Source organism: Enhydrobacter sp. (assembly GCA_025808875.1).
Classification (GTDB): Bacteria; Pseudomonadota; Alphaproteobacteria; order Reyranellales; family Reyranellaceae; genus Reyranella.
In genome coordinates this window covers 674,852-692,071 of record CP075528.1, presented here as the reverse complement: position 1 = coordinate 692,071, position 17,220 = coordinate 674,852, and the positions used below count along the sequence as shown (strand labels likewise).

19 protein-coding genes are annotated in these 17,220 nt (G+C 65.4%); 10 read left to right on the top strand and 9 right to left on the bottom strand.

All coding sequences use genetic code 11. From position 1 onward, the window contains the following. Positions 1–19: 19 nt before the first annotated feature. Positions 20–976: a glycosyltransferase family 2 protein gene (locus KIT25_03365; protein UYN97809.1), complete on the top strand. Its 957-nt coding sequence runs from the start codon at positions 20–22 to the stop codon at positions 974–976. Positions 977–981: 5 nt separating this feature from the next. Further along, positions 982–1,686 (top strand): class I SAM-dependent methyltransferase, encoded by a 705-nt coding sequence (locus KIT25_03360; GenBank protein UYN95996.1) that lies wholly within the window; start codon positions 982–984, stop codon positions 1,684–1,686. On the opposite strand, the gene KIT25_03355 is transcribed toward KIT25_03360, so the two are convergent. After that, positions 1,683–2,804: a ferritin-like domain-containing protein gene (locus KIT25_03355; GenBank protein UYN95995.1), complete on the bottom strand. Its 1,122-nt coding sequence runs from the start codon at positions 2,802–2,804 to the stop codon at positions 1,683–1,685. The two genes, KIT25_03360 and KIT25_03355, sit on opposite strands and share 4 nt — an antisense overlap. Positions 2,805–2,944: 140 nt before the next feature. Between KIT25_03355 and KIT25_03350 the strand changes: the two genes are divergently transcribed. The 6 genes from KIT25_03350 to grxD all read left to right on the top strand — a co-directional run bounded on the left by KIT25_03350 (position 2,945) and on the right by grxD (position 7,529). Next, positions 2,945–3,709, top strand: coding sequence for a phosphoribosylaminoimidazolesuccinocarboxamide synthase (locus KIT25_03350; protein UYN95994.1), 765 nt, complete (start codon positions 2,945–2,947; stop codon positions 3,707–3,709). An 8-nt stretch (positions 3,710–3,717) separates the two neighbouring features. Continuing rightward, positions 3,718–3,960: a phosphoribosylformylglycinamidine synthase subunit PurS gene (gene purS, locus KIT25_03345; protein ID UYN95993.1), complete on the top strand. Its 243-nt coding sequence runs from the start codon at positions 3,718–3,720 to the stop codon at positions 3,958–3,960. Then, complete coding sequence (gene purQ, locus KIT25_03340) at positions 3,960–4,649, top strand: phosphoribosylformylglycinamidine synthase subunit PurQ (protein UYN95992.1); 690 nt, start codon at positions 3,960–3,962, stop codon at positions 4,647–4,649. Before purS ends, purQ begins: the two co-directional genes overlap by 1 nt. Positions 4,650–4,762: 113 nt before the next feature. Then, positions 4,763–6,901 carry a phosphoribosylformylglycinamidine synthase subunit PurL gene (gene purL / locus KIT25_03335; GenBank protein UYN97808.1) on the top strand — a complete coding sequence of 713 codons (2,139 nt, stop codon included), beginning with the start codon at positions 4,763–4,765 and terminating at the stop codon, positions 6,899–6,901. A gap of 16 nt (positions 6,902–6,917) precedes the next feature. Further along, positions 6,918–7,154: a BolA family transcriptional regulator gene (locus tag KIT25_03330; GenBank protein UYN95991.1), complete on the top strand. Its 237-nt coding sequence runs from the start codon at positions 6,918–6,920 to the stop codon at positions 7,152–7,154. A gap of 33 nt (positions 7,155–7,187) precedes the next feature. After that, the gene (gene grxD, locus KIT25_03325) at positions 7,188–7,529 is read left to right on the top strand and encodes a Grx4 family monothiol glutaredoxin (protein ID UYN95990.1); all 342 of its coding nucleotides are present in this window, start codon (positions 7,188–7,190) and stop codon (positions 7,527–7,529) included. Between the two features lie 40 nt (positions 7,530–7,569). Here grxD and KIT25_03320 read toward each other — a convergent pair whose 3' ends face one another. From KIT25_03320 to KIT25_03305, 4 genes are all read right to left on the bottom strand, one after another. Continuing rightward, a complete protein-coding gene (locus KIT25_03320) occupies positions 7,570–7,920 on the bottom strand; it encodes a hypothetical protein (GenBank protein UYN95989.1) in 351 nt (116 codons plus the stop codon). A 311-nt stretch (positions 7,921–8,231) separates the two neighbouring features. Continuing rightward, the gene (locus tag KIT25_03315) at positions 8,232–9,095 is read right to left on the bottom strand and encodes an IclR family transcriptional regulator (GenBank protein ID UYN95988.1); all 864 of its coding nucleotides are present in this window, start codon (positions 9,093–9,095) and stop codon (positions 8,232–8,234) included. Positions 9,096–9,141: 46 nt separating this feature from the next. Beyond that, positions 9,142–10,056: a dihydrodipicolinate synthase family protein gene (locus tag KIT25_03310; protein UYN95987.1), complete on the bottom strand. Its 915-nt coding sequence runs from the start codon at positions 10,054–10,056 to the stop codon at positions 9,142–9,144. A 223-nt stretch (positions 10,057–10,279) separates the two neighbouring features. Beyond that, positions 10,280–11,047, bottom strand: coding sequence for a dioxygenase (locus tag KIT25_03305; GenBank protein UYN95986.1), 768 nt, complete (start codon positions 11,045–11,047; stop codon positions 10,280–10,282). A gap of 67 nt (positions 11,048–11,114) precedes the next feature. On the opposite strand from KIT25_03305, the gene KIT25_03300 reads away from it, so the two are divergent. Further along, the gene (locus KIT25_03300; protein UYN95985.1) at positions 11,115–12,686 is read left to right on the top strand and encodes an ABC transporter substrate-binding protein; all 1,572 of its coding nucleotides are present in this window, start codon (positions 11,115–11,117) and stop codon (positions 12,684–12,686) included. A 46-nt stretch (positions 12,687–12,732) separates the two neighbouring features. On the opposite strand, the gene KIT25_03295 is transcribed toward KIT25_03300, so the two are convergent. Continuing rightward, entirely contained in the window at positions 12,733–13,317 is a 585-nt protein-coding gene (locus KIT25_03295; protein ID UYN95984.1) for a flavodoxin family protein, read from the bottom strand. A gap of 143 nt (positions 13,318–13,460) precedes the next feature. On the opposite strand from KIT25_03295, the gene KIT25_03290 reads away from it, so the two are divergent. After that, positions 13,461–13,841: a helix-turn-helix transcriptional regulator gene (locus tag KIT25_03290; protein ID UYN95983.1), complete on the top strand. Its 381-nt coding sequence runs from the start codon at positions 13,461–13,463 to the stop codon at positions 13,839–13,841. Between the two features lie 9 nt (positions 13,842–13,850). On the opposite strand, the gene KIT25_03285 is transcribed toward KIT25_03290, so the two are convergent. From KIT25_03285 to KIT25_03275, 3 genes are read right to left on the bottom strand one after another with little or no spacing between them, the layout of a single operon-like run. Beyond that, positions 13,851–15,236, bottom strand: a complete 1,386-nt coding sequence (locus KIT25_03285; protein ID UYN95982.1) for a TRAP transporter large permease subunit — start codon at positions 15,234–15,236, stop codon at positions 13,851–13,853. Further along, entirely contained in the window at positions 15,236–15,808 is a 573-nt protein-coding gene (locus KIT25_03280; protein UYN95981.1) for a TRAP transporter small permease subunit, read from the bottom strand. The genes KIT25_03285 and KIT25_03280 overlap by 1 nt, the downstream gene beginning before the upstream one ends. Before the next feature lie 18 nt (positions 15,809–15,826). Beyond that, positions 15,827–17,212: a TRAP transporter large permease subunit gene (locus KIT25_03275; protein ID UYN95980.1), complete on the bottom strand. Its 1,386-nt coding sequence runs from the start codon at positions 17,210–17,212 to the stop codon at positions 15,827–15,829. Positions 17,213–17,220: the final 8 nt, after the last annotated feature.

The window sequence follows — 17,220 nt, the reverse complement described above, 5'->3', positions numbered from 1 at the left end:
GCGTCGCCCGGCCGACCCGCTGCTGTCGCTGGTCGTGCCGGTGTTCAATGAGGAGGAATCGATCGACCTGTTTCTGGCGTCGGTCGAACCCTTCCTGTTGTCGGCGAGCCTGCGCTTCGAGATCGTCTTCGTCAACGACGGCTCGCGCGACAATTCACTGGCGCGGCTGCTCGACTGCAGCGCCCGGGACCCGCGCGTGCGCGTCGTCAACCTGTCGCGCAACTTCGGCAAGGAGGCGGCGCTCACCGCCGGCATCGACCATGCGCGCGGCGACGTCCTCGTGCCGATGGACATCGACCTGCAGGATCCGCCCGAGCTGATCGGCCCCTTCGTCGAGCGCTGGCGGGAGGGCTACGACATCGTCTATGGCGTGCGCACGGCCCGCACCTGGGACACCGCCGCCAAGCGCCTGTCGGCCGGGTGGTTCTACCGGGTGTTCAATTCGATGTCGCCGGTGCGCATCCCGGCGAATGTCGGCGACTTTCGCCTGGTCGATCGCCGCGCCGTCGAGGTGCTGCGCCAGTTGCCGGAGCGCAACCGCTTCATGAAGGGACTGTTCGCCTGGGTCGGCTTCAATGCCGTCGGCGTTCCCTACGAAAGGCCGCAGCGCGCCGCCGGTTCGAGCAAGTTCAACCTGTGGCGGCTCTGGAACTTCGCGCTCGACGGCGTGGTGAGCTTCTCGACCGTGCCGCTGCGCGCCTGGTTCTATGTCGGCGTCGTGATCGCGGCGGTATCGGTGCTCTACGCCCTGTTCATCGTCACTCGCGTGTTGATCTTCGGCATCGATACGCCAGGCTATGCCTCGCTGCTGATCGCCGTCCTGCTGATGGGCGCCATCCAGCTGCTGTCGCTCGGCATCATCGGCGAATATCTCGGCCGGCTGTTCCTCGAGGTGAAGGGCCGGCCGATCTACGTCGTCGAGGGCGTCTACTCGGAGGGCGCGGCCGAGCCGCCCCGGAGTTCACCCAAGACCTGATCTCGATGGATCTCAAGGAAGAGGACATCCTCGGCGGCGCCATCGGCGCGCACTGGTACTACCGTTCCAAGGCGGCGGCGCTGCGGCGCATGGTGGCGCCGCTGGGCGCCCGGCGCCTCCTCGACGTCGGCGCGGGTTCGGGTTTCTTCTCGCGCTACCTGCTGGCCGAGTCGGGCGCGCAGTCGGCACTCTGCGTCGACACCGGTTACGAGGCCGACCGCGACGACGCGGTGTCGGGCAAGCCGGTGCTCTACCGCCGCCGCTGCGGCCCGACCGATTGCGACCTCGTGCTGATGATGGACGTGCTCGAGCATGTTGACGACGATCGCGGCCTGGCGCGGACCTATGCCGGCTGCGTGCCGGGCGGCGCGCATTTCCTGGTGACGGTGCCAGCCTTCCGCTTCCTATGGAGCGGCCACGACGTCTTCCTCGAGCACAAGCGGCGCTATCGCCTGGGCGAGATCGAGCAGGCGTTGCGCGAGGCGGGCCTGGAGATCGTGCGCGGCGCCTACTACTTCGGCGCGATTTTCCCGCTCGCTGCCGCGGTGCGGCTGGCCGCCCGCGGCGACACGCAGCCGAAGAGCAGCCTGAAGAAACACGGCGCCGTCACCAACGCGCTGTTGACCGCGATCTGTGCCGCCGAGCTTCCCCTGCTTGACGTCAACCGGCTCGCCGGTCTCTCGGCTTTCGTGCTGGCCCGGAAGCCCTAGGCGGCGACGACTACGTCTTTGCTGCCGATGCGGCGGCGCTTGGCGTTGATCTCGCGCAACACCGACAGCATTTCGTCGGCGACAACGTCGCCGGGGATATCCTCGCCCTCGGCCTTGAGTTCGTCCATGTCGACCCACACCGCGTAGAGCGGCGCGGTGCGCGGCGTGATGATGCCGGCATGCAGCAGCGTCTTGATCAGCACGCGAAAGATGTTGGTGCTTTCCTTCAGCTGCTCGCGGCGGTCGTCGTCGCTGAAGCTTTCCTTGACCGCGTCGCGCACCCATTCCCAGTCGAGGCCGTACTTGGCGTAGATGACCTGCTTCTGCTCGGTGTTGATCAGGTTGAACAGCAGCATCTGGAAGAGCTGGGCCGACCAGTCCTCGACCTTGCGGTGCTCGTCGGCGTTGAGGTGACGGATGGTCTTGGAGGCCCACAGCCGACCGAAGCGGTGATGGAAGGCCTCGTCGCTCATCACCAGCTGGACCAGCCGGCGCAGCACGGGATCGTTGGTCTTGGCGTTGAGCGTGGCAAAGGCGCCCATGGCGATGCCCTCGACCATCATCTGCATGCCGACCACCTTCTTGTAGACCTCGGGCGTGCTGACCAGCTCGCCGAGCACGGTGGCGATGGTCTGGCCGACCGGCAGGGGCCGGCCCCAACGCTTGGCGATGTAGCGCGTGAAGCCGGTGACGTGGCGCGCTTCCTCGCGCGCCTGGTTGGCGGCGTATTCCTGGGCGCCGGGATCGAGCAGGATGTGGCAGAGGCTGGCCGACAGCGACAGGGCGCCCTGTTCGCCGTGCAGCAGGTTCGAGATCGACCAGTGCGTCACGTCGTTGGAGAGCTGGATCTTCTGCCCCTCGTCGAGCCGGTCGGCGACCGCGCTGCGCAGCTCGATCACCGTCTCCTCCGGCATGATCGGCGTCGTCGTCATGTCGAATGACTGGTCGAAATCGATGTAGCTCTTGTCCAGCGGGTCCCAGAAATGATCGTGGGTCGCCGAGATGATGGCGTCGAACGCGTCGGTCCGCCGCCCGTAGCGCGGCACCTCCAGCATCGCCGGAAAATCTTCCGGGGCGACGGCGTCATAGGCCTTGTCGTACGTGATCTGTTGGGCCATGTGGGGCCTCCAATCCAGCCACGAATATGACGTTTGCGTCATCTTTTTCAATGGATTTTTCCCCAGTCCCGGGCCATGGGGTTTCCGCCATAGTCCGGCCCAATGATGGACGGCCCCGGCCTTCCATCGAGGAGCAGTGAATGTCCCGCCGCCGCCGCATCTACGAGGGCAAGGCCAAGACCTTGTTCGAGGGGCCCGAGCCCGGGACGATCGTCCAGCACTTCAAGGACGACGCCACCGCCTTCAATAACCAGAAGAAAGGCACGATCACCGGCAAGGGGGTGATCAACAACCGCATCTCCGAGTTCCTGATGATCAAGCTCGGCGAGATCGGCGTGCCGACCCACTTCATCCGCCGCATCAATATGCGCGAGCAACTCGTCCGCCAAGTCGAGATCATCCCGCTCGAGGTGGTGGTGCGCAATGTCGCAGCCGGCTCGTTCGCCACCCGCTTCGGCCTGGAGGAAGGCACGCAGCTGCCGCGCTCGATCATGGAGTTCTTCTACAAGAACGATGCGCTGGGCGACCCCATGGTCACCGAGGAGCACATCACCGCCTTCGGCTGGGCGACACCCCAGGACCTCGACGACATCGTGGCACTCACTTTGCGGGTCAACGATTTCCTGTTCGGCCTGTTCCTCGGTTGCGGCATCAAGTTGATCGACTTCAAGATCGAGTTCGGCCGCCTATATGAGGACGACATGGTCCGCATCGTGCTTGCCGACGAGATCAGCCCCGATTCGTGCCGGCTGTGGGACCTGCGGACCAACGAGAAGCTCGACAAGGACCGTTTCCGCCGCGACCTCGGCAAGGTCGAGGAGGCCTATCAAGAGGTGGCGCGCCGGCTCGGCATCCTGATCGACCAGGGACCGGGCGACGTGCGCGGCCCGACGACGCTCCAGTAAGAGGCGAGATGAAAGCCAGAGTTCATGTGACGTTGAAGAACGGTGTGCTCGACCCCCAGGGCAAGGCCATCGGACATTCCCTCAACCGACTGGGTTTCCCCGAGGTGGGTGACGTCCGCCAGGGCAAGTTCATCGAGCTGGAGCTGGCGGAGACCGACAAGGCCAAGGCAAAGGCCCGCGTGGAGGAGATGTGCCGCAAGCTCTTGGCCAACACGGTGATCGAGAACTACTCGATCGAGCTGGTGGGCTGATGAAGGCTGCGGTCCTCGTCTTCCCCGGGTCCAACCGCGAGGGCGACGTCGCGCAGGCGATCGAGCTGGTTACCGGCCGCCAGCCGCAGATGATCTGGCATGGCGAAGGCAGCTTCGAGAAGACCGACCTGATCGTGCTGCCGGGCGGCTTCTCCTATGGTGACTACCTGCGCTGCGGCGCCATGGCTGCGCAGTCGCCGGTGATGGCCGAGGTCAAGAAGCGCGCGGCGCAGGGCGTGCCGGTGCTGGCGATCTGCAACGGCTTCCAGATCGCCGCCGAGGCGGGCCTGGTGCCGGGCACGCTGATGCGCAACTCGCACCTCAAGTTCGTCTGCACCGACGTGCACCTGAAGGTCGAGACCAGCCAGAGCCTGTTCACCAACCGCTATCAGGCCGGACAGGTGATCAAGGTCCCGGTGGCGCATGCCGAAGGCAACTATTTCGCCGACGACGACACGCTGAAGCGGCTCGAGGATCGCGGCCAGATCGCGTTCCGCTACTGCGCGCCGGACGGCAAGGTCGACGGCACCGGAAATCCCAACGGCTCGATCCGCAACATCGCCGGCGTGTTCAACGAGACCAAGACGGTGATGGGCCTGATGCCGCATCCGGAAAATGCCGTCGAACCGATGTTCGGCGGCACGGACGGAAAGGCATTGTTCGAAGGCTTGGTGGATGCGTTGTCGTGATCGCTGAAGAGAAGAATCCCCCGGTCAAGCTTCCCAACGAGCCGCCGATCACGCCCGAGGTCGTCGCCGAGCATGGCCTGGCGCCGGACGAGTACGGGCGCCTGCTCAAGATCATGGGCCGCCCCCCGACCATGGTTGAGCTCGGCATCTTCTCGGCGATGTGGAGCGAGCACTGCTCCTACAAGTCGTCCAAGGTGTGGCTGAAGAAGCTGCCGACCACGGCCCCCTGGGTCATCCAGGGTCCGGGCGAAAATGCCGGCGTGATCGACATCGGCGACGGACAGGCCGCTATCTTCAAGATGGAGAGCCACAACCATCCGTCCTACATCGAGCCCTACCAGGGCGCCGCGACCGGCGTCGGCGGCATCCTGCGCGACGTCTTCACCATGGGCGCACGGCCGATCGCCAACCTCAACGCGCTGCGCTTCGGCGAACCCGCCCATCCCAGGACGCGCCATCTCGTCTCGGGTGTGGTCGCCGGCATCGCGGGCTACGGCAACTGTATGGGAATCCCGACAGTCGGCGGTGAGACCAACTTCCACGCCGCCTACAACGGCAACATCCTGGTCAACGCCATGACCGTGGGCATCGCGCCCACCGACCGCATCTTCTATGCCGCTGCCGCCGGCATCGGCAATCCGCTGGTCTATGTCGGCTCCAAGACCGGCCGTGACGGCATCCACGGCGCCACCATGTCGTCGACCGAGTTCAACGAAGACAGCGAGAGCAAGCGGCCGACCGTGCAGGTCGGCGATCCGTTCGTCGAGAAGCTGCTCCTCGAGGCCTGCCTCGAGTTGATGGCGACCGACGCCATCGTCGCCATCCAGGACATGGGCGCGGCCGGCCTTACCTCGTCGTCGTTCGAGATGGCGGCCAAGGGCGGACTGGGCGTCGTGGTCGAGCTCGACAAGGTGCCGATGCGCGAGACGGGCATGAATCCCTACGAACTCATGCTGTCGGAGAGCCAGGAGCGCATGCTGATCGTGCTCAAGCCCGGCCGCGAGGAACTCGCCCGCAGGATCTTCGAGAAATGGGAGCTCGACTTCGCCGTGATCGGCCGGCTGACCGACACCGAGCGCATGGTGTTGACCTGGCATGGCGACGTGGTCGGCAACATCCCGATTCCGCCGCTGGTCACCGAGGCGCCGGTCTACGAGCGGCCGTGGAAGCTGACGGCGCTGCCGGCCGTGCTCGATGCCGCGAAGGTGCCGGCACCGAAGGACTGGAACGCCTCGCTGCTGAAGCTGATGGGCTGTCCCGACCTCGCGAGCAAGTCGTGGATCTGGCATCAGTACGATCATCTCATCATGGGCAACACGGCGATCCGCCCGCAGGACGGCGACGCAGCCTTGGTGCGCGTGCCGAAGAACGGCCACGGCACCACCCACAAGGGACTCGCCATGACCAGCGATTGCACGCCGCGCTACGTCCAGGCCCACCCCGAGACCGGCGGACGGCAAGCCGTCGCCGAGGCCTGGCGCAACATCACCGCGGTGGGCGCGCGGCCGCTCGCCGTCACCGACAACATGAATTTCGGCAATCCGCAGAAGCCCGAGATCATGGGCCAGTTCGCCGGCGCCATCATGGGCATGGCCGAGGCCTGCAAGACGCTCGACTTCCCCGTCGTGTCGGGCAACGTGTCGCTCTACAACGAGACCGAAGGCAAGCCGATCCTGCCGACGCCGACGATCGGCGCAGTCGGCGTGATCGACGACATCGCCAAGGCGGTCGGCTTGCGGCTGACGCAAGGCGGCCTTGGCATCGTGCTGATCGGCGAGACGAAGGGCTGGCTCGGCCAGTCGCTCTACCTGCGCGAGGCCTGCGGCCGCGAGGAAGGCGCGCCGCCGCCGGTCGATCTCGCGGTCGAACGCCGCAATGGCGATTTCGTTCGCAGCCAGATCGACAAGCGGCGGGTCGCGGCCTGTCACGACCTCTCCGACGGCGGCCTACTCGTCGCGCTGGCCGAGATGTGCATTGCCGGCGGCACCGGCGCGGAGATCGGCCTGCCGCCTGGAAACGCCATGCCGCCGCACGCGTTTTTGTATGGCGAGGATCAGGCCCGCTATCTCGTCGCCTCGGGCGTGCCCGACGACGTCCTGGCGGAGGCGAGAGCGGCCGGCGTGCCGGCTGTCCTCCTGGGTTATTCCGGCGGCCCGTCGCTCGTTGTCAGGGGCCTGCTGTCGCTGCCGCTTGCCGACATCGAGGCTGCCCACGAGGGGTGGCTGCCGGGCTACATGAACGCCACGGAATAGCGAGGAAACCAGCATCATGCCGATGGCCGCCGAAGACATCGTCCGCCTCATCAAGGAAGGCATTCCCGACGCCCAGGTCGACATGCACGACATGGTCGGCGACGGCGACCACTGGGCGGCCACGGTGGTTTCGGCCGCCTTCGCCGGCAAGACCAAGATCCAGCAGCACCAGATGGTCTACCGGGCCCTCGGCGAGCGCATGGGGGGTGTGCTGCATGCCCTGAAGCTCACCACCATGGCGCCGAAGGCCTGATCACCCTATATTGAAGCAAATCAGGAGATCACCATGAGCGAACCCGAAGTGTTCGGCCGCATCCGCGACGAGATTGCCAGGAACGACGTCCTGCTCTTCATGAAGGGCACGCCGGTCTTCCCGCAATGCGGCTTCTCCGCCGCCGTGGTCGAAGTGCTGAGCGAACTCGGCGTGAAGTTCCACGGCATCAACATCCTTGTCGATGCCGAGCTGCGTCAGGGCGTCAAGGAGTTCAGCCAGTGGCCGACCATCCCTCAGCTCTACGTCAAGGGCGAGTTCGTCGGCGGCTGCGACATTGTCCGCGAGATGTTCGAGACCGGCGAGCTCGAGCAGCTCCTCAAGGAAAAGGGCGTCCAGCTCGCGAACGCCGCCTGATCGATTCTCCGGCGTGCCGTTGCGCCGCCGCGAGGTGGCGTCAGCCGGCGACGAGGTAGATACCCGTCGCGAGGAGGCCGATGCCGAGCGAGATCATTGTCGTGATGACAAGCGCGACCGTCGTTGCCAACGCATCGGTGCCGGCGATTTGTGACGTCTTGCCGTGCTTTGGCATCGCCACTCTCAAGGCAACTCCGCCGATCACGAGGCTGGCGGTACCAATCAAAAGCTGAGTCATCTGTCCCCCGATCCGGCTCGCAGCACTCGATTCGAACTCTGGGCGAACTCGGATCGCCGGCCATGTTGCCAGCGACTCGATCGAACGACCATGTTTTAGGTTGCAGAGAGTGTGCGATGCACACGCAGTGAACTGCAGATCGACTGCGTTCACCGATAGCTGACGACCTCATACTCGATGCCGTCATGATCGAGAAAGTAGAAGCGACGTCCCGGCGCGTAGTCGCCACGTGCGAACGGCGGCGCATCCGCAGTGCGCTCGACGACAAAATCGACATGCTCGAGCGCACGCGCGACCTGCTCGACGGCTGCATCGGCTGTGGCTGCCTCTCGCTGCAGCGCGCCGGCTCTACAATCCCGGCGACCGCGCCAGCCGTGCCGGCGCCGGCCCGCGCTTCCTGCTGGGCGACAGGGCCCGGGATTTCGAGGAGCAAAGCGGATAGCGCCGGGGCGCGCCGCAGGCGCCTACCCTTTCATCGCCTGCTGCAGCAGATCGAGCGCCGCCACGACCTTGAACCGCTCGCTCTGGCGCTTCGCCAGAATCGCCTCGTCGTCGCGGCAGCCCAGCCTCGCCGAGATCTGACGGGCGTGCGCGACGACCAGCTCGGCGAACTCGGGCACGCGCTCCCGCGGCACGCGCCGCATCGTCCCGCTCGCACTGATGGCGGCGAAGACGCGGCCGGCGGTGTTGCGGATCGGCGCGGCGACGCAGCGCACGTTGGGCTCGTGCTCGCCGTCGTCGATGGCGAAACCGCGCTCGCGGATCAGCGCCAGTTCCGCGCGCAAGGTCGGCGGATCGACGATGGTGCGGGCGGTGAAGCCCGGCAGGCCGAGCGCGATGACGCGCTCGATCACGGCCTCTGGCTGGAAGGCGAGCGCGGCCTTGCCGACGCCGGTGCAGTGGCAGGGCGTCGCCTCGAGCAGGGTCACCGTGTTGAGCGACCGCGCCCGGTCGTTGACCCGCTCGACGAAGACCATTTGCGTGCCGTCGAACAGGCAGAGATGCACGGTCTCGCCGGAGAGCCGCGCCAGGGTCTCGACGAACGGCCCGGCCTCGCGATGCAGCGGCAGGGTGGTGATGGCCGAGCTGCCGAGTTCGAACAGCTTCAATCCCAGCCGGTAGCGCTCGCGACTAGCCTCCTGCTCGAGCAGGCCGACCGCACGCAGGCTGTCGGCCAGGCGATGCACCGTGGTGCGTGGCAGGCCGGTCTTGCGCGCGATCTGCACCACCGTGAGCTCGGGCTCGCGGGCCGAGAAGCACTCCAGCACCTGCATCAGCTTGAACAGCGACTTCAGGTTCTGGCGGTGGTCTGGCTTGGCTTCGTCCATCCTTGCTCCCTTGGCGCTGTGGACCTGGAGATCCACGGTCCCAGAGCTATTCCGCCGCCACCGCGAGCTGGGCACCGTCGAGTTCGAGCAGGTGCTTCAGCGCCACCGCGATCGCCGACTGCTGCGCGGGCGTGGCGGCAGGCATGGGCGCGCGCGGCAGGCCGGTGTCGCAGCCCTGCAGCTTGAGCGCGTGCTTCACGCAAGCCGGGAGGTTGTCCCCCACCATCGTGTTCCACAGCCGGAGCAGCCGCTTGTGCAGCTCGAGCGCGCGCGCATGGTCGCCCGTCTGCACGGCGTTCCACAGCGCCGCGCAGGCCGCCGGCGCGGCGGCCGGCAGGGCCGCGATCGTGCCCTGAGAGCCCAGCGCGAAGGACGGATAGAGGAGCGCGTCGACCGCGGTCAGGATCACCTTGCCCTTCGGCACGTCGAGCACCAGGTCGGCCATCAGCTTGAGGTCGCCGGCGCTCTGCTTGACGCCGACGATGCCCGGCAACTCCCGCATCAGGCGCAGCAGCAGGGGCGGACTGAGATAGTTCCAGGGAATGACGTTGTAGATGACGATCGGCGGCTTCACCGATTCGCAGAGCGTCCTGAAGTGGCGGACGGTCGCCTCCTCGTCGGGCTTGAAGAGGTAATGCACCGGCGTGATCTGCAGCGCCGCCACGTCGAGGGACTCGATCGCCCGCGCCCGCTGGATCGCGTCGCGCGTCGAGTTGGCGATGATGCCGGCGACCACCGGCACGCGGCCCTTCACCTCCTCGACGCAGGCCGTCATCAGCCGGCGGAATTCCTCCAGCGCGATCGTGTGGCCCTCGCCGGTGCTGCCGCCGACGCACACGCCATGGACGCCCTGGGTCAGCAGGAAGCGGATCTGTGCGCGGAAGGCCTTTTCGTCGATTTCGCCCTCGGCGGTGAACGGCGTCGTCACCGGCGGGATGATGCCCTTGAGCTCGGTCGACATGGTGTCCTCTCCTTTGTCCGTTATCCGAACATCATGGAACGTCGATCCTCTCCAGATCGTCAATAAATGGCGTCAGATTCGTCCGCAATACGGACAAACCTGAAAGGAAAATCGCAAGGACTGTGTGGAATCGCAAGGACTGTGTGGAAACGAGGACGAATCGGCAAAAACCCTGTGCCATCGGCATCCAACCAGTCCCCATCCGATGGACCTAGGAGAGGACTCAGGTCTCGAAGGCGTAGGCCGCCATGGAGAGATTGCCGGACGTGAAGCTGCGATGGAGTGGCCGGCCCTTGGCGCCCGGACCGGCCGCGCCGAAGGCGACATGGAGCGGCAGGAGATGTTCGTCCGTCGGATGGGCCTCGCGCGCATACGGCGCGCGCGTGCGGGACTCGGCGAGCGCCGTCTCGTCGCCGCGCGCCACCGCATCCGCCAGCCAATCGTCGAATTCCCTGGCCCAAGGCTCGGGCTCGACGTCGTGCCGGCCGCGCGCCAGGCGGCGCAGATTGTGGGTCGCGCTGCCGCTGCCCAATACCAGCACCCCCTCCTGACGCAACTCTGCCAAGCGCCGGCCGATCGCGATGTGATGGGCGGGCGTCAGATGAGGCTGCACCGAGAGCTGGAAAATCGGGATGTCGGCGGCCGGCCAGCCCAGCATCGCCGGCACCCAGCCGCCATGGTCAAGGCCATAACCGGGATCGCAATCGGCGTCGATCAGGGCGGCGACGCGGCGGGCGAGTTCGGGCGCGCCGCTGGCGTGGTAGTGCAATCGATAGAGCGCGTCGGGAAATCCGTGGAAATCGTGGATGGTCTCGGGCCGCGCCGAGATCGAGACAGCCGGCCGCTCGGTGTTCCAGTGCGCCGAGACGGCGACGATCGCCGTGGGTCGCGGCAACAGCGCGCCGAGGCCGGCGAGGAAGCGGCGGGCCGGCAGATCCTGCAGGATCAGCAGGGGCGACCCGTGGGAGACGAAGACGGTCGGCATCGACATTGCTTTATTCCTCTCGCTGCTCATGGCAGCCTCTGGGCGATCAGGCAACGGCAGGAAGGGACGAGACATGCATTTCGTGCGGAATTTGGCGGGTTTGGCGGCGGGAGCGGCACTGCTGCTGTCGGCGCCTGCCATGGCGCAGTCGACCTTGCGGCTGGTGGCGCATTCTGATCTCAAGGTGCTCGATCCGATCTGGACCACCGCCTACATCACGCGCAACCACGGCTACATGATTTACGACGTGCTGTTTGCGCGCGACGCCAACGGCGATATCAAGCCGCAGATGGCCGAGAAGGCCGACGTGTCGGCCGACAAGCTCACCTGGACGATCACGCTGCGCGACGGCCTGGAGTGGCACGACGGACAGCCGGTGACCGCCGAGGATTGCGTCGCCTCGATCAAGCGCTGGGCGGTCCGCGATTCGCTCGGCCAACAGATGATGACCTTCGTCGGCGAGATCAAGGCGATCGACGCCAAGACCTTCCAGATCGTGCTCAAGGAGCCGTTCGGCCTGGTCCTGCAGGCGCTCGGCAAACCGTCGTCGAACGTGCCGTTCATGATGCCCAAGCGCGTCGCCGAGACCGACCCGGGCAAGCAGATCGCCGACTACACCGGCTCCGGACCCTTCATCTTCAAGAAGGACGAGTGGAAGCCCGGCGAGAAGGTCGTCTACGTCAAGAACCCCAAGTACAAGCCGCGCGCCGAGCCGCCTTCGATGCTGGCCGGCGGCAAGGTCGCCAAGGTCGATCGCGTCGAATGGCTCGCCATCTCCGACCCCTCGACGGCGGTCAATGCGCTGCTCAGTGGGGAGATCGACCTGATCGAATCGACGGTGCCCGATCTCAGGCCGGTGCTGCAGTCGGACAAGAACGTGGCGCTGTTCACGTTCAACAAACCGGGCAGCCAGGTGATCATGCGCATGAACCACCTGCATCCGCCGTTCGACAACCTCAAGGCGCGACAGGCGGTGCAGTATGCGATCGCCCAGCAGGACTTCCTCCAGGCGCAGGTCGGCAACCCCGAGCTCTTCGAGGTGTGCAACGCACCGCTGGTGTGCGGCTCCCCCAACGAGAAGAAGTATGGCGACCTGCTGATCAAGCCCGACCTCGAGAAGGCCAAGGCGCTGCTCAAGGAGAGCGGCTACGACGGCAAGCCGATCGTCATTCTGCACCAGACCGACCTGCAGTCGTCGAACCAGCTCCCGCCGGTCGGCAAGCAGGCGCTCGAGCGGGTCGGCTTCAAGGTCGACCTCCAGGCGATGGATTGGCAGAGCGTCGTGTCCCGCCGCGCCCGCAAGGAGGCGCCCGACAAGGGCGGCTGGAACATCTTCTACACCACCACCGTCGCGATCGACGCCGACAACCCGGCCAGTAATTCCTTCACCAATGCCGGCTGCGAGAAGGGATGGTTCGGCTGGCCGTGCGATCCCGAGATGGAGAAGCTGCGCTCGGCCTATGCGCGCGAGACCGACCCGGCCAAGCAGAAGGCGATCGCGCAGCAGGTGTCCGACCGCGTGATCAGCCAGGCGCACTACATCACGCTCGGCCAGTACCGGGCCTACTCGGCCTATCGCAAGGATCGGCTCGACGGCTGGATCGAGGCACCGGCCGCGGTGTTCTGGAACATCAGCAAGAAGTGACGCGACGGGCGCTCCCATTATGGGAGCGCCCGTCCCCATCCGTGCGTCAGGCGGCCTGCGCGAGCGGTGCTTCCTTCCAGCGATGCGCCGCTTCGGCGACCCGTCGCCCCAGCGCCTCCATGGTGCGGAAGTCGGAGGCCGCGATGCCCTCGACGCCCTGATCGGCGTTGGCCTGCGCCATGGCGCCGACCGAGGCGCCGAGCCGGTTGAGGTCGTCATTCGAGCCCTTGGAATGGTTGAAGCCCGGCGGCAGGCCGAGGCCAACCCACACCATGCCGTGCTGCAGCGCCAGAGTGAGCATCTGGTAGAGCGTGTTATGCTTGTCGCCGTTCCACGCCGCCGAGGCGGTGAAGGCCGCAGCGAGCTTGTTGCGCCAAGCACCCTCCATCCAGCGCTTCGACGTCCAATCCTTGAACTTTGCGAACTCGGCGGAGACGCCGCCCATGTAGGTCGGACTGCCGAAGACGATGGCGTCGGCGGCGTCGAGCTCCCCGGCATTGGCTTCAGCCTGATCGACCGGCACGATGTGCACCTCAGTCCCGGCGACCGAGCGGGCGCCCTTTGCGACGGCCTCGGCGAGCGATTTGGTGTGCCCATAGTTGGAGTGGTACACGATGGCGACGTTCGTCATGGTTCTCTAATTCCTTGAAATAACTGGAGAATTTCTATTCAAGTTACCCCAGCATGATTGATTACACAAAGTGACTGGCAAGACATGGGAACTGGACTATATATTCAACAGTAGGTACCGATTCGTAACTCTGGATGAGCACCATGACCGAGTTGGACGAACGCAAGCAAGGCGCCTCATGCCCGATGGACTTCATCCTGCGCATGCTGATGGGGCCGTGGACGACATACATCCTCTACAACCTGCGCACGCATGGCCCGCAGCGCTTCGGCGAGTTGAAGCGCCGCGTCACCGGCATCTCTGCCAAGATGCTGACCGAGCGATTGCGGACGCTCGAAGCGGCGGGCTTGGTGAAGCGCGACTACGAACCGACGATTCCGCCCAAGGTCACCTATTCGCTGACGCGCCGCGGCGACGAGCTCGACGAGGTGCTGGGCAAGCTCGCCGAGATCGCGGTTCGATGGGAGGCCGAGGATGCGGCGCGACGGGCGGTCAAGGCGGCCGAACTGCAGGCGGCGGAGTAGCGCGTCGTTTCAATCGAGCAGGCCGGTCACCCGCGGCAGCCACAGCGACAGGTCGGGAAAGTAGATGCAGAGCAGCAATCCCACGACCTGCAGGAGTAGGAACGGGTACATGCCACGATAGACGTCGGTCATGCTGCAGTCCGGCGGCACGGTGCCCTTCATGTAAAACAGGGTGGCGCCGAACGGCGGCGACATGAACGAGGTCTGCAGGTTGACCGCCACGATGGTGGCGAACCATGCCATGAAGGCACCCTTCTCGGCGCCGATATGTGCCGAGAAATCCATGCCGGCGAGGATCGGCGCGAACACCGGCAGCACGATCAGGCAGATCTCGATCCATTCGAAGGGAAAGCCGAGCAGGAAGACCAGCACCATCACGAAGGTCAGCATCTCCCATGGCGTGTCGACGCCGAGTTTGTAGAGGAAGCTCAACATGAGCTCGTCGCCGCCGAGTTCGCGGAAGATCAGCGAGAAGCCGGTCGCGCCCAGCACGACCATGAAGACCAGCCCGTTGGCGCGGCAGGCGTCTCGGATCGCCTCTTTCATCATCCGCATGCCAAAGCGGCCGTTCATCCATGCGATCAGGATCGCGCCGGCGCAGCCCACGCCGGCGCTCTCCGTCGCCGTCGCGAAACCCGCGAAGATCGAGCCGAGCACCACGACCATGAGCGTCGTCATGGGCATCAGCCCGCGCATGATGACCTTGAACATCTCGCCGGCGGTCTGCGGGCCCGAATCGCGCGGCAGCTTGGGCGCCCATGTCGGCTTGGCGAAGGCCACGCCCCAGATATAGACGAGATAGAGGCCCGACAGCAGAAAGCCCGGAACAGTCGCAGCGGCGAACAGCGCACCGACCGAGGTGTTCAGCATCTCGCCCATGACGACCAGCATGATCGAGGGCGGGATGAGGATGCCGAGCGTGCCGGCCGAGCCGATGGTGCCGATCGACAGGCGCTTGTCGTAGCCGGCCTGCAGCAAGGGCGGCAGGGCGATCAGCGACAGCAGCACCACCGAGGCGCCGACCACGCCGATCGGCGCGGCGAGGATCGTTCCCATGACCATGACGGCGACGGCGAGACCGCCCGGCGTGCGCCGCAGCATCACCTGTGAGGCGTCGAGCATGTCCTTGGCGACGCCGCTGCGCTCGAGCAGCGCCCCCATGAAGATGAACATCGGCAGCGAGACCAGCACCGGGTCGACGGCCACCCCGCCCCACATGCGCAACAGGATGCTGTGCAGCTTCACAAGGTTGAAGTCGCCCAAACTCCAAGCGATCAGCGCGAATACGAGCGCAGTGCCACCCAGCACGAAGGCGACAGGGTAGCCGCAGAAGATGACGAAGAACATCGCCACGAACATGACGAGGGCGAGGTTCTCGGCGAGCCAGGCGAGCATCACATCGGATCCGCGGCGTGCCTGAGTTTGATGTCGGCGCGCGCCGCTTCCTGCGGTCCGCCGAACAGATGGACGACCAGCCGCAGCAGCACCGCCACGATCGCGGCAACCAGCAGCCACAGGCCGAAGATGAACAGGCCCTTGATGATCCAGCGATAAGGCAGGCCGATCACGGCCTCGGAGCTCTCGCCCGTGGCATAGGAGACGGCGACGAAGCCCAAGCCATACCAGGCCACGATGAAAGCGTAAGGCAGTGCGAAGGCAAGACAGCCGACGATCTCAATCCACGCGCGGGTGCGCAGCGGCCTGTGGGCGGTGACCGTGTCGACGCGCGGATGAACGTTCAGGACGTAGCAATGGCCCAGCCACATCGCGAACAGCACCGTGTGCAGGTGCCATTCGAGTTCCTGCAGCCGGGTCGAGCCCATGCCGGGGATCTGATAGCCGAGCTTGCGGCTGAGGACGTCGAAGCAGATGACGACCATCAGCACGACCATCAGCCAGCCGGTCCACTCGGCGATCGCGCGCAGGACACGCTCGATCGCCGCGGCCAAGGTCAGCAGGACGGCCATTTGATGGCCGTCACACCATCAATCCAGGTAACCGAACTCCCGTGGTAGCCACAGGGCGATGTCGGGCCACATGATCACCGCGGTCAGAGCTATGATCTGCAGGGTCACGAAGGGAATGATGCCGCGATAGATATGCTGCATGGTCACCGACTTCGGCACCGTGCCCTTCATGTAGAACAGCGCGAAGCCGAACGGCGGTGTCAGGAATGCCGTCTGCATGTTCACCGCGATGAGAGCGATGAACCAGATCATGAATTCCTTGTTGGTCGCCAGATGAGGCTCGAAGTTCATCTGTTTCAGGATCGGCGCGAAGATTGGCAGCACGATGAGGCAAATCTCGAGCCAATCGAAGAAGAACCCCATGACGAAGACCAGCACCATCACGAAGATCAAGATCGGCCAGCCCTCATGTAGACCGAGCGCCTCGAGAATCTCGGCGACCAGGTCGTCGCCGCCCAGTGCCCGGAACACGAACGAGAACAGCGTCGCACCGAAGATGATGAAGAACACCAGACCGTTGGTGATCGCGGAGCTATCGATGACGTCGCGCATCATCTTCCAGCTCAGCCGCTTGTTCCACCAGGCAAGAATCAACGCGCCAGCGACGCCAGCGCCGCCGGCTTCCGTCGGCGTTGCGAAGCCGGCGAAGATCGAACCCAGGACGACCGTGATCAGGAACGCCGGCGGAAGGAAGCTGCGAAGCACCAACCGCAGCAACTCCATGCTGCCCTGCGGGCCGACCTCCGATTTCAGGGGCGGCGCGAGATCCGGCCGGATCGTCGCCACCGTCGCCTGGTAGAGAATGAAGATGGACGACATCACCAAGCCGGGAATGACCGCGGCGACGAACAGGGTGCCGACCGAAATCGTCATCAGGTCGCCGATGATGACCAGCATGATGCTGGGGGGAATCAGGATGCCCAGCGTGCCCGCCGAGGCGATGGTGCCGACGCTGAGTTCCTTGCTGTAGCCCGCAGCCAGCATCGTCGGCAACGCGATCAGGGTCAACATGATCACCGACGCACCGACGATGCCGGTGCTGGCCGCCATGATGGTGCCCAGGATGGTCACAGACATGGCGAGCCCGCCCGGAATGCGCCGGGTCAGGATCTGCAATGCCTTCAGGAGCTCGTCCGCGACGCCGGATCGTTCGAGAATCGTCCCCATGAACACGAACATGGGCACCGCGATCAGCACCTGATTCTGGATCGCCTGACCCCAGATTCGCGGAATCAAGCTGCCGAGCTGGGCCGGCCGAAAAACGTCGAAAAACATGCCGAGCACGGCAAAGCCCAGCGCCACGCCACCCAGCACGAAAGCGACCGGAAAACCGATGAACATGATCCCGGTCAGCGCCAGGAACATGATCACGGCGAGATGGTCGGCAAGCCAATCGATGAACATGACCGTCT

Excerpts from the sequence above, each read along its gene's own strand:
- KIT25_03275 (UYN95980.1), bottom strand. The coding sequence starts at position 17,212 with ATGTTCATCGATTGGCTTGCCGACCATCTCGCCGTGATCATGTTCCTG.
- purS (UYN95993.1), top strand. The coding sequence starts at position 3,718 with ATGAAAGCCAGAGTTCATGTGACGTTGAAGAACGGTGTGCTCGACCCC.
- KIT25_03295 (UYN95984.1), bottom strand. The coding sequence starts at position 13,317 with ATGACGAACGTCGCCATCGTGTACCACTCCAACTATGGGCACACCAAA.
- KIT25_03290 (UYN95983.1), top strand. The coding sequence starts at position 13,461 with ATGACCGAGTTGGACGAACGCAAGCAAGGCGCCTCATGCCCGATGGAC.
- KIT25_03330 (UYN95991.1), top strand. The coding sequence starts at position 6,918 with ATGCCGATGGCCGCCGAAGACATCGTCCGCCTCATCAAGGAAGGCATT.
- KIT25_03310 (UYN95987.1), bottom strand. The coding sequence starts at position 10,056 with ATGTCGACCGAGCTCAAGGGCATCATCCCGCCGGTGACGACGCCGTTC.
- KIT25_03280 (UYN95981.1), bottom strand. The coding sequence starts at position 15,808 with ATGGCCGTCCTGCTGACCTTGGCCGCGGCGATCGAGCGTGTCCTGCGC.
- grxD (UYN95990.1), top strand. The coding sequence starts at position 7,188 with ATGAGCGAACCCGAAGTGTTCGGCCGCATCCGCGACGAGATTGCCAGG.
- KIT25_03300 (UYN95985.1), top strand. The coding sequence starts at position 11,115 with ATGCATTTCGTGCGGAATTTGGCGGGTTTGGCGGCGGGAGCGGCACTG.
- KIT25_03315 (UYN95988.1), bottom strand. The coding sequence starts at position 9,095 with ATGGACGAAGCCAAGCCAGACCACCGCCAGAACCTGAAGTCGCTGTTC.
- KIT25_03285 (UYN95982.1), bottom strand. The coding sequence starts at position 15,236 with ATGCTCGCCTGGCTCGCCGAGAACCTCGCCCTCGTCATGTTCGTGGCG.
- KIT25_03350 (UYN95994.1), top strand. The coding sequence starts at position 2,945 with ATGTCCCGCCGCCGCCGCATCTACGAGGGCAAGGCCAAGACCTTGTTC.
- KIT25_03305 (UYN95986.1), bottom strand. The coding sequence starts at position 11,047 with ATGTCGATGCCGACCGTCTTCGTCTCCCACGGGTCGCCCCTGCTGATC.
- purL (UYN97808.1), top strand. The coding sequence starts at position 4,763 with ATGGGCCGCCCCCCGACCATGGTTGAGCTCGGCATCTTCTCGGCGATG.
- purQ (UYN95992.1), top strand. The coding sequence starts at position 3,960 with ATGAAGGCTGCGGTCCTCGTCTTCCCCGGGTCCAACCGCGAGGGCGAC.
- KIT25_03360 (UYN95996.1), top strand. The coding sequence starts at position 982 with ATGGATCTCAAGGAAGAGGACATCCTCGGCGGCGCCATCGGCGCGCAC.
- KIT25_03355 (UYN95995.1), bottom strand. The coding sequence starts at position 2,804 with ATGGCCCAACAGATCACGTACGACAAGGCCTATGACGCCGTCGCCCCG.